The sequence below is a fragment of the Pontimicrobium sp. MEBiC01747 genome (assembly GCF_053601635.1).
Genome location: NZ_JBSHNS010000288.1, coordinates 1 through 10941, shown reverse-complemented (window position 1 = coordinate 10941; position 10941 = coordinate 1). Strand labels below are relative to the sequence as shown.

Sequence of the window (10941 nt, the reverse complement as noted above, 5' to 3'; positions counted from 1 at the left end):
ATTTAAAACTATTATTTATTTAATAGTTTTACGTGAATTCTTATTTTTGCTTTTCAATTAAAAAGAATAGATGAAGACAATTCAATTTAGAGAAGCAATAGCTGAAGCGATGAGCGAAGAAATGCGCAGAGATGAAAGCATTTATTTAATGGGGGAGGAAGTCGCAGAATATAACGGTGCATACAAAGCATCAAAAGGAATGTTAGACGAGTTTGGACCTAAACGTGTTATAGATACACCAATTGCAGAGCTTGGTTTTGCAGGTGTAGCAATTGGTTCTACTATGACGGGTAATAGACCTATTGTAGAATACATGACATTTAACTTCTCTTTAGTTGGAATTGATCAGATTATAAATAATGCAGCTAAGATTAGACAAATGTCTGGTGGGCAGTTTAAATGTCCAATTGTATTTCGTGGGCCAACCGCTTCTGCTGGACAGTTAGCAGCAACGCATTCTCAAGCTTTTGAAAACTGGTTTGCAAATACACCAGGATTAAAAGTAGTAGTTCCCTCTAACCCTTATGACGCAAAAGGACTATTAAAATCTGCCATTCGTGATGATGATCCAGTAATTTTTATGGAAAGTGAGCAAATGTATGGCGATAAAGGTGAAGTGCCAGAAGGAGAATACACTATTCCATTAGGTGTTGCAGAATTAAAAAGAGAAGGAACAGATGTAACTATTGTTTCTTTTGGTAAAATTATAAAAGAAGCTTACAAAGCAGCAGACGAATTGGCTAAAGATGGAATTTCGTGCGAAATTATAGATTTACGTACAGTAAGACCTTTAGATAAAGCTGCAGTTTTAGCATCTGTTAAAAAAACTAACCGTTTAGTAGTTTTAGAAGAAGCATGGCCATTTGGAAATGTATCAACAGAGTTAACATACATTGTACAATCTGAAGCATTCGATTATTTAGATGCTCCTGTTGTAAAAATTAACACAGCAGATACTCCTGCACCATACTCTCCAGTATTGTTAGCAGAATGGCTACCAAATAGTGAAGATGTTGTTAAAGCTGTTAAAAAAGTAATGTACAGATAGAATTGTACTAATAAATAATATTTTTTTACGTTATTTAAACTTCATTAGCACGATTGTTGATGAAGTTTTTCTTTTTAAAACCATTACATGAATAGATATAAATTACTGTTTTTCTTTTTTTGCTTCGGATGCCTTTCCGTTTTAGCGCAAACAAAAGTTAGTGGCTACGTTTTTGATGAATACGATTTACCTGTAGCCTATGCCAATATTATATTTAAAGGAACAAGTAAAGGAACAATTACGGATGAAAACGGAAAATTTTATTTAGAAAGTGATGAAAACCATGACACACTTGAAGTCTCTTTTATAAGTTACGAGACTCAAACTATTAAGCTAGAAAAACGTGTAAATTATAATTTAAAATTCACTTTAAAAGAAGCTGTTGCGGCTTTAGATGAAGTGGTAATTGTATCTGGGAAACAGCCTAAAAAGAATAATCCAGCCATTGATATATTAAGGAAAATATGGGCAAACAAACGTAGTAATGGCTTAAAACAATACAAACAATACCAATACGATAAATACGAAAAAGTAGAGTTCGACCTTAATACAATAGACAGTTCGGTTATAAAAAGTAAGCTATTTAAAGGGATGGAGTTTGTGTTTGACCAAGTTGATACCTCTAAAGTAACGGGGAAAACGTACTTGCCAATGTTTATTAATGAAAAATCTAGTGAGGTATACGGAGATAATGTAACAAAACAAAACAGAGAAATATTAAAAGGTAATAAAAACTCTGGGTTTAGCAATAATCAAGTGATTATAGATTTTGTAGACGACTTATATTCTGATTACGATGTTTATAATAACTATTTAAAATTTTTCGATAAAAGCTTTACAAGTCCAATATCTAGAACAGGAATACAAACCTATAACTATGTATTATCCGATAGTACTTTTATAGATAATAAATGGTGTTACAACATTATATATTACCCTAGACGTAAAAACGAACTAACTTTTAAAGGCGACTTTTGGGTGGCAGATACTACGTTTGCTATTAAAAGTATTAATATGCAAGCCTCTAAAAGCGCTAATATAAACTGGGTAAAAGAAATATATATAGAGCAAGAATTTGATGTCCTTAATGATTCTGTGTTTTTAATAAAGCGAGATTATTTTATGTCGGATTTCGCCTTTAACAAAAAGGAAAAATCTAAAGGAATTTACGGTAAGCGAACAACACTTTACGATAACTATAAATTTGATGTAGAAAAAGATCAAAAATTCTACAAAGAAAAAGTATACAGTTTCGATGAAGACCTATATAACCAAAGTGATGAATTCTGGGAGAAAAACAGAATGGAATCCTTAAGTAAGGACGAAAAAGGGGTCTATACTATGTTAGACTCTTTAAAGAAAACCAAGAAGTTTAAACGCTTATATAATTTAGGAAGCATTCTAGCATCTGGTTATATTGAATTTCCTGAGTTAAAATTAGATTACGGACCAATTTTTTCAACCTTTGGCTATAATGATGTAGAAGGCTTAAGACTACGAGGTGGCGGAAGAACCTATTTTGGGCAGAACGATTTATGGCGTATTGAAGGTTTTTTAGCTTACGGATTTAAAGATGATAAATTTAAATATGGTATTTCAGGAAAATGGCTACTCGATAAAAAGAGTCGTTTTATAATCTCTGGAGGAAATAGGAGAGATGTAGAACAAATAGGAGCCAGTTTAACAACATCTACGGATGTTTTAGGACGTAGTTTAGCTTCGTCATCGGTTGTAGGAACAGGTGTTAACGATAAGTTGACTAATGTTAACCTAACCACATTAGCCATAGAAGCAGAACCGTTTAGAAACTTTATAACTCGCCTTAGCGGAACCTATAGAACGTTAGAGTCGGCATCGCCAACCTTTAGTTTAGACTATTATACAGACGCAACACAAACAACTACAGAGTCTGAGATAAAACAATTTGAAACAGCCTTTTCATTATCGTATTTTCCTAAGCGAGAAATGACAGGCTTTGGTGTAGAACGCCGAACTAAAAATGATGACTTTGCTCGCCTATTTGCACAAGTAACACGAGGAGATAAAAGTATATTAAATGGAGACTTCGATTATACCAAATTACAATTCTCCTATTTACAACCTTGGGCCATTGGAGGTTTTGGTAGATTATATACTACAGTAGAAGTTGGTAAAACCTTTGGAGAAGTTCCGTTAGGTTTAATGAGTGTGGTACCAGGAAACCAAACCTATTTCTCTATTTATAACACATTCTCTCAATTAGATTTTTATGAATTTGTAACCGATGAGTATGCAACGCTACATGTAGAGCATAATTTTAATGGTCGTTTATTCTCAAGAATACCGCTCTTAAAAAAGTATAACCTAAGAGCCATTGCTGGGTTTAGAGCAGTTGTTGGAGATATTTCTCAAGCTAATAGAGATTTAAACGCTTCTGGATTAATCTATAAAGCACCTACAAAAGAAGCTTATTACGAATACAGTATTGGTATTGGTAATATTTTTAAAGTGTTTAGATTAGATTTCAACTTTAGAGGGAATTACTTAAACTCGCAAACCAACCCAGATGCCAGAAAATTTGGAGTTACTGGTAGTTTTGGATTTTATTTTTAACTTAAAAAGCGATTCTAAAACTAACATTTGGAGTTAATTTTAACGATAAGTTATCTATTTGTATCGTTTTTTCAGAATCTTCACGATTAACTTCGTAATAGCGATTAATAATGTTTTTTTGATTGGTTACGTTTTTAATACCTGCATTTATAGTACCCTTTGTTGTTTTAGAGAATTGAAAGGAATAACTTAAAGACGTATCAAAACGCATAAAACTTGGTAGATTTTCATTATTTGGTAAATCGTAATTAACAAAAGTATTATTACCATCTTGTATTGTCTCATTTCCATCTAAAGGTTTAGTAAAAGGTTGCCCAGATCGCCAGATGCCACCAAGAGCTATTTTTAAATTCTTTAGTATAGAGTAGTTAAAAGCTAAAGAAACAGAGTGTCTAATATCTACATTGTTTGGAAACATAGAAGGCGTAAATTGCTTAAACTCATAATCGTTTTTTGCATAAGTATAACTAAGCCATGCACTATAATTTTCTGCTGTTTTATTAGCTAAAAACTCTAACCCTTTTACGGTATAATTGCCAGAAGCATTAAGGAATTGAAAATTATTATAAAAGCCTTGATTTCTTGTCGTAATGCCTCCTACTAACTTATAAAATCCTTTAAGCTCCAAATTAAAATTATTTTGCTTAAAAAGAATTCCCATTGATCCCTGCTTACTTGTTGTTATTGGTATATCGTTTTCGTTAGCTAAAATCCAACGCCTGTTTTCTACACCTAAAAAATCATCCTGAAAATCTATTATTTGAGTTGCTGTTTGATTTTTAAATTGCCCTTCTAGCTTTAAAGAAAATTGATGAGATAGACGCTGACTTATATTAATGCGAGGCTCTACAAGCAGAAGTTTAAATTTTTGAAAATAATTAACACGAACACCACCTCTTAAATAGGTTGAACCATTATTATACTCGCCTTCAGTATATAAGGCATGATTTATTAACACCTCTTTATTAACACGATTAAAGAACGGGATAGAAACACTGGTTCTGTTTAATATACCCGTTTCATTAAATTGATAGCCTAAAAGTAAGTTGAACTGCTTGGACCATTTATAATTAATATTTAATTTCGCACCAGTCTCTAAGACTTCATTCCCTTGTAGTAATAATTGATTGGTTTCTTTTCTTAAATCTGAAGCCTCTACATTATATTTAGAATAATATGTAATGAATTCTGTCTTTAGTTTAGGAGACCAATGTGCCATCCAAGTAGCTCCTATACCAAGGTTTTCTTGTTTTAAATTACTCGATTTAGTAGATGTTTCGTTATCAGAGTTTATAGTCTCTGAGTAATCTAAAGTATTATTAATACCTATAATATTTGCCCTAATTTTATGATTATCGTTTATATTATATAATACTTTGGAAGTGTAATCATAAAAGTTAAAATTAGAAGCGGTTGTACCATTTTCAAGAGAAGTGTTAATGTCACTATCCTGAAAACTTCTATTAAAATAGTTTTCGTAAGTAGGTGTAGATAAAATGTCTGTAAAGGAACGTCTCCCCGAAACATGGAACTCAAGATTTTTGGTAATAGGAATTTCTAAAAATAAATCGGCACTTATTAAATTAATGCCAGCTCCACCAGAAAAAGTATTACTTATTTTGTTTTTAGTATACATATTTATAGTGCTAGACACCCCATCACTATATTGACTACTTGTACCATTTTTACTAACAATAACTTTATTAGTTAAATTAGGATTATATGCAGAAATAAGTCCAAAAAAATGACCAGAATGATACATTTTTATGTTGTCCCATAGCATCAAATTTTCATCATTAGAGCCACCACGAACGTTAATATTAGAAATACTTTCATCGGTACTTTCAACTCCTGGTAAAGCTTGTATGGACTGTAAAATATCGGGCTCTATTAAACCAGGAAGAATACCAAATTTTTTAGTGTTAAGTACAGTACTTCCATCTAATCGTGTTTGTAAACCTGTTGTTAAATATTTAGTAATATTTACCTCATTAAGCTCAACATCGTCTTCAATAAGTCTAATAATATTGCAATTATCTAGCTCACTTTTAAAAAGTGTGTTGGCATTAATACGTATACTTTTATAACCTAAATAGGAAATAAAAACGGTACTATTTAAAGGCACATTATCTAATTGAAATGCTCCAGAAAAATTACTAATAGTGCCTTTAGAAGTATTTTCTATAACAATAGATGTACCAGCCAAAGGCTGCTCGTTAGCACTGTTTTTTATAATGCCACAGATAGTAATAACTTTGTTTAAAACAGAAACAGTAATATAGCGTTCATCTAACTTTTTAAAGTTTAAAAGCGAGTTTTTGTTAAGATAAACAAGGGTTTGTTCAAGGTTTAAACGGTCTTTAGGAGGTGTTATATTTACATGAGAAACATCGTTAAAAGCATAGGAAAACTTTACATTAAACTTAGTCTCTGTGGTCTCTAAAAATGTTACAAGTGGTATTTGTTCTAATGCTACTTGACTAAAACAAAACTGTGTAATTATAACAAGTATGTAGACAAGGTGTTTATTCGCTTTCATATTTGTAAAAAGTAACCGTATTGCCATCAATTTTATAACTTAGTTTTAATGGTATAGTAACGGCTTGTAATGCAACTTCTTTGTTAGTATGAGAAAAAGAACCTGAGTATAAAATGCTTTTATCTATAGCTTTAGTAATAATATTAATATCGTAATAATTTTCTAATTCAGTAATAACGTGCTCTAAAGGTACTTTAACAAAGGTCGATTCTTTATTTAACCAAGAAGGCATTAGTGTTTTAAAATCACTAACAGGGTCTATATTACCATTAACAACCCTAAACGATTTTCCAGGAGTTAAAACCATATTAGTTTTGTTATAAGTAACAGAAACAGAGCCTTCATAACATTGCACTTCAAAATAATTTTTACGTTCTTTTACATTAAATTGTGTGCCAAGTACTTTTACAACACCTGCATTTGTGTCTACAGTAAAAAATTGGCCTTTACTAACCTTAAAAAAAGCTTCTCCTTCTAAATTTAAGTGTCTTTCTTTTTCCCATTCTTTAGCATTATAACTTAACTTAGAAACAGCATTAAGGGTTATTATTGAATTATCTGGAAGCGTTATAACTTCTGTTTCTGCAATAGCAGTATTAAAATTGGTGTTATTAGTATTAAATATAAAATAGCCAGCAGTTAATGCCACTATAAGTAGTGCAGCGTATTTGTAAAAGCGTGAAAAATTTAAAGACTTAGTTTTTGTCTTCGTTTTATGCTTTACTTTAAACTCTTCTAGCAGTTTATGTGCGTCAACTTTTGGAGCTTGCATTTGAGAACTATAATGCGCTATTTTTTCTAATACTTCAAAACCCTCTATTTGCTTTAGGTTTTTTACAGCATCATTAGAAAGTTCATTATCTAACCATTTTAATATGTCTTTTTCGTTTTTCATTTTATAATACCTTCAATTTTAGGACACTCACTATTTAAATTACCCTACCTTAATTTATATGTTTCCTATTGTTTGCTTTAATTTTGTCAAAGCAGAAGACATTCTTTTTTCTACTGCCTTTTGCGAAATACCCAGTAACTCTGCAATTTCTCTATATTTTTTACCTTCAATTCTATTTAGTAAAAAAACTTCCCTTTGTTTAACAGATAATAACGCGATGGCATTTTGTAATTTGGTTTTAAACTCTTCTTCTTCTAATAAATACTCTGGGTTTTGATTATTAATATCTACATAAGGAGCCGCTTTTGCATACTCTAATACAATTTTGTGATGTCTAATTTTATTTAGAAATAAATTATTAACAGATGTAAAAAGGTAACTCTTAGCTTTATTTAAATCTACATTAGCACAGTTTTCCCATAATTTAGAAAAGGCATCTTGTACTAAATCTAATGCTTCATTACTATCACCACACTTATAAAATGCAAAATTAGTAGCATGTTGTATGTGCTTTAAATAAAAATTATTAAAAAAAGCATCCTCGCAAAGCATCTTATTACTCATTATATGATAAGTTTAAAATAAAGAAATAGCAATGTAAACTAAAAAAAAATATTTACAAAGGTGGGGTAAATTAAAAAGTATGTGTCTAAAGTACAAATGGGCGAAGATTCGCTATTGAAAAAGAAAATTTACAATAAAAAACTAATGATCTAAAAAAAATTAAAATTATGAAAAACTTAAAATTAATTACAGGAGTATTTTTAACAGCCTTACTAACATTTACATCATGCCAAGATGAAATTAGTGAAGAAACAGGACAAAACCCAACAACTAATGCTAACACTGCAAATTCGCAAACAGCAACCAATTTAAAACGATCTGCAATGTTAGATGGTTCGTTTGATGACTTTTTAGATGGTGTATCTTGTGCTACGGTACTTTTTCCTGTAACTGCAACAGTAAATAATACAGAGGTTACCCTTGTAAGTGAATCTGACTACCAAACAGTAACAGCTATTTTAGCCGAATTTAATACAGATGAAGATAATGTAACGTTACAATTCCCTTTTTCACTTCAATTAAGTAATTATACTGAAGTGGTAATATCTAATCAATCGGAGTTTGATGCTGTTATAAATGCATGCGAAGCAGCAGAAAACCAAGCCGAAGATGCCTTATCTTGTATTGATATCCAGTTTCCAATGACAATTTTAACTTATAGTTTAAATTTAGACCAAACGGGGAGTGTTGTCCTAGAAAGTGAAGAGCAGTTGTTTACTTATATTAATAATTTTGATGAAAACGAGTTGTTTACAGTAAGCTACCCAATTACAGCTGTAACTGCAGGAGAAGTAACCACTACAATAGCTAGTGATTCTGAATTACAAAACAGTGTTCAAGAATGTATGGACCATGAAGATGAAATGGAAGAAGCAGAAGAAAATTTAAATGCTTTAGAAGAAATATTAGTAAATAATATATTTAAAATAGAATCTTTTGTTAACTCTGGTATAGATACAGCTAATGATTATGCTGAATTTACTATAGATTTTGCTAACGATTTAACAATGGTAGCAGAAAATACTGTAAACACTACAATAGAAGATGTAGAAGGAACCTATGAGGTAACGTCTGAAACAGAAGTATTTTTAAACTTAAATTTTTCAGGAAATGCAACCTTTACGTTATTAAATCAAAACTGGGAGGTTACTAGTTTTAGCAATAACTCAGTCTCTTTACAAAGTACAACCAATACAGCAATAACATTAGTTTTAAACACTGTTAATTAGTAAAAAGATTAATATAAAACATATTACTTGTAAAAGAAAATTCTTTCAAAGTACATAGTTTATTATTTTTACAAACTCTAAATCATAATTAAACTGTCATCGTAAAAAAAGAATTAAGATGACAGTTTAATATTAACCTAATTATTTATGAAACGAATTATTTTATTTATCGCTGTAATATTACTGTATTCCTGCTCTAAGGACGATGAAAATAATACTAATGGAGGTACAGATAATAATCAAAATAATACAACGGCGAATCAACAAGTAACAGGAAGTTCATCAAGAGATTTATTGTCGGACGATACTTTTACAAGCATGGTTATAGAACTTGTTTATGTAGAGGGCTTTAAGCCAACACAGACTGCAATAAACAATTTTATATCATTTTTAGAAGCAAGAACATTTAAACCAAACGGAATAACTGTACAAGAACGAGCTATAACACCTCCAGGTAATACAACCTATTCTATACAAGAAATAGTAAATTTAGAAGAGGCTAACAGAACTCAATATAACTCTGGAAACACAATAGCAGTATGGGTGTTTTTTGCAGATGGAGCTTCGGCAAGCAATTCTGGTAATAATGTAGTATTAGGAACAGCCTATAGAAATACTTCTTTTGTTATATTCGAAAAAACAATTCACGATTTAAGTAATGAGCCTTTAGAGCCAAATAGAAGTGTGCTAGAATCAACAGTAATACATCACGAATTTGGTCATATTTTAGGATTAACAAATTTAGGAGCCGATTTGCAGAGTAATCATGAAGATGCTGCACAACCTAAACACTGTGATGTGAATGACTGCCTAATGTTTTGGCAAGCAGAGACAGGAAGTGGTATTGGTGGTATGGTCTCAGGAGGACAAATTCCTCAGCTAGATGCCCAATGCATAGCAGACTTACAAGCTAATGGCGGAAAATAATACATGATAATTTTGCTAACTGAAGATAAAAACATATAATATATATTCAACATAAAATAAAAAACCAATGAACAAATACATTTTAACAATAGCATTATCTTTTTGTACCATACTAATGGTAAACGCGCAAGACGACAAAAAAGAATCTAACGCAGGAATAAAAGCAGGTTATAATTTAGCATCAGTAAAGTTTGAAAACGGTGGTGATACTAGCCAGAGACATGGATTTCACGTAGGGTTTTATGGAGAATCTTTTGTAAGTAATGCTGTAGCATTGCAAGTAGAGCTTTTATACTCTCAGCAAGGTTATGAAATAAGAAATAATAATAGTGTTTTCACACAAAAGCTAAACTATATAAACTTACCAGTACTATTAAAGTTATACCCAACCTCTAATTTTTATTTAGAAGCTGGACCACAAATAGGTTTTGCTATTTCTCATAAGGAAGAGTTTGATAGTAGTTTTAATCTATTTGATGTAGAACAAGAGTTTGATCCTAATAGCTTTGATTATGGTGCTAATTTTGGAGTTGGCTTTAAAACAGAATCTAATGTTAGTTTAGGCGTAAGATACTATTTAGGGTTAGGCGAAATTTATGATGATGGGCAGCCTAAAAATAGAGTATTACAAGTCTCTTTAGGATTTGGATTTTAAAAATTAGGTATAAAAACTATAAATTAAAACCGATTAAAAATATACTTTTTAATCGGTTTTTGTATAATACCACTTTTCTTTAAGTTACCAAAACGTAATCAAATCCTAATTTGCTTGTACAAACTCAAATGTTTCAGTACTTTTGCACGCCGAAAAACACTTGTTTTTTGAGTTAATTAAAGTGAATAATAATAGATTCCTGTTTTAATAGGGATGACAAATAAAATTTTTGAATGAGTCCAAAAGGAAAATTAACGTTCGACGTTTTAATAGAAATACCAAAAGGAAGTAGAAATAAGTACGAATACGATTTCGATTTAAAGAAAATCCGTTTCGATCGTATGTTATTCTCATCTATGATGTATCCGGGAGATTACGGTTTTATTCCAGAAACTTTAGCATTAGATGGAGATCCATTAGATGTTTTAGTAATGGGAACAGAGCCTACATTTCCAATGTGTGTTGTAGAGGTTAAGCCTATTGGAGTATTCC

General features: G+C 31.0%; 9 protein-coding genes. 6 read left to right on the top strand and 3 right to left on the bottom strand.

The window, feature by feature from the left end; all coding sequences use genetic code 11:
- Positions 1-70: 70 nt before the first annotated feature.
- Positions 71-1048 carry a pyruvate dehydrogenase complex E1 component subunit beta gene (locus tag ACVC2P_RS09390; protein WP_452598215.1) on the top strand — a complete coding sequence of 326 codons (978 nt, stop codon included), beginning with the start codon at positions 71-73 and terminating at the stop codon, positions 1046-1048.
- Between the two features lie 87 nt (positions 1049-1135).
- Complete coding sequence (locus ACVC2P_RS09385) at positions 1136-3640, top strand: DUF5686 family protein (RefSeq protein ID WP_452598214.1); 2505 nt, start codon at positions 1136-1138, stop codon at positions 3638-3640.
- A 1-nt stretch (position 3641) separates the two neighbouring features.
- Here the strand turns inward: ACVC2P_RS09385 and ACVC2P_RS09380 are convergent, their stop codons facing one another.
- From ACVC2P_RS09380 to ACVC2P_RS09370, 3 genes are read right to left on the bottom strand one after another with little or no spacing between them, the layout of a single operon-like run.
- The gene (locus tag ACVC2P_RS09380; protein WP_452598213.1) at positions 3642-6179 is read right to left on the bottom strand and encodes a carboxypeptidase-like regulatory domain-containing protein; all 2538 of its coding nucleotides are present in this window, start codon (positions 6177-6179) and stop codon (positions 3642-3644) included.
- On the bottom strand, positions 6166-7074 hold the full coding sequence (locus tag ACVC2P_RS09375; protein ID WP_452598212.1) for a FecR family protein: 909 nt from the start codon (positions 7072-7074) through the stop codon (positions 6166-6168). The genes ACVC2P_RS09380 and ACVC2P_RS09375 overlap by 14 nt, the downstream gene beginning before the upstream one ends.
- A 54-nt stretch (positions 7075-7128) precedes the next feature.
- Complete coding sequence (locus ACVC2P_RS09370; protein ID WP_452598211.1) at positions 7129-7638, bottom strand: RNA polymerase sigma factor; 510 nt, start codon at positions 7636-7638, stop codon at positions 7129-7131.
- A 167-nt stretch (positions 7639-7805) separates the two neighbouring features.
- Here ACVC2P_RS09370 and ACVC2P_RS09365 point away from each other — a divergent pair, with 167 nt between their 5' ends.
- The 4 genes from ACVC2P_RS09365 to ACVC2P_RS09350 form a co-directional block, all read left to right on the top strand.
- Complete coding sequence (locus ACVC2P_RS09365; protein WP_452598210.1) at positions 7806-8867, top strand: hypothetical protein; 1062 nt, start codon at positions 7806-7808, stop codon at positions 8865-8867.
- 147 nt (positions 8868-9014) lie between these two features.
- Entirely contained in the window at positions 9015-9794 is a 780-nt protein-coding gene (locus ACVC2P_RS09360) for a membrane metalloprotease (RefSeq protein ID WP_452598209.1), read from the top strand.
- Positions 9795-9861: 67 nt separating this feature from the next.
- Positions 9862-10449: a porin family protein gene (locus ACVC2P_RS09355; RefSeq protein WP_452598208.1), complete on the top strand. Its 588-nt coding sequence runs from the start codon at positions 9862-9864 to the stop codon at positions 10447-10449.
- A 233-nt stretch (positions 10450-10682) separates the two neighbouring features.
- The coding region (locus ACVC2P_RS09350) for an inorganic diphosphatase (RefSeq protein ID WP_452598207.1) at positions 10683-10941 on the top strand (259 nt) is incomplete at its 3' end.

Bases quoted from the DNA above. Each gene is read 5' to 3' on its own strand.
- ACVC2P_RS09390 (WP_452598215.1), top strand. From the start codon at position 71: ATGAAGACAATTCAATTTAGAGAAGCAATAGCTGAAGCGATGAGCGAA.
- ACVC2P_RS09385 (WP_452598214.1), top strand. From the start codon at position 1,136: ATGAATAGATATAAATTACTGTTTTTCTTTTTTTGCTTCGGATGCCTT.
- ACVC2P_RS09380 (WP_452598213.1), bottom strand. From the start codon at position 6,179: ATGAAAGCGAATAAACACCTTGTCTACATACTTGTTATAATTACACAG.
- ACVC2P_RS09375 (WP_452598212.1), bottom strand. From the start codon at position 7,074: ATGAAAAACGAAAAAGACATATTAAAATGGTTAGATAATGAACTTTCT.
- ACVC2P_RS09370 (WP_452598211.1), bottom strand. From the start codon at position 7,638: ATGAGTAATAAGATGCTTTGCGAGGATGCTTTTTTTAATAATTTTTAT.
- ACVC2P_RS09365 (WP_452598210.1), top strand. From the start codon at position 7,806: ATGAAAAACTTAAAATTAATTACAGGAGTATTTTTAACAGCCTTACTA.
- ACVC2P_RS09360 (WP_452598209.1), top strand. From the start codon at position 9,015: ATGAAACGAATTATTTTATTTATCGCTGTAATATTACTGTATTCCTGC.
- ACVC2P_RS09355 (WP_452598208.1), top strand. From the start codon at position 9,862: ATGAACAAATACATTTTAACAATAGCATTATCTTTTTGTACCATACTA.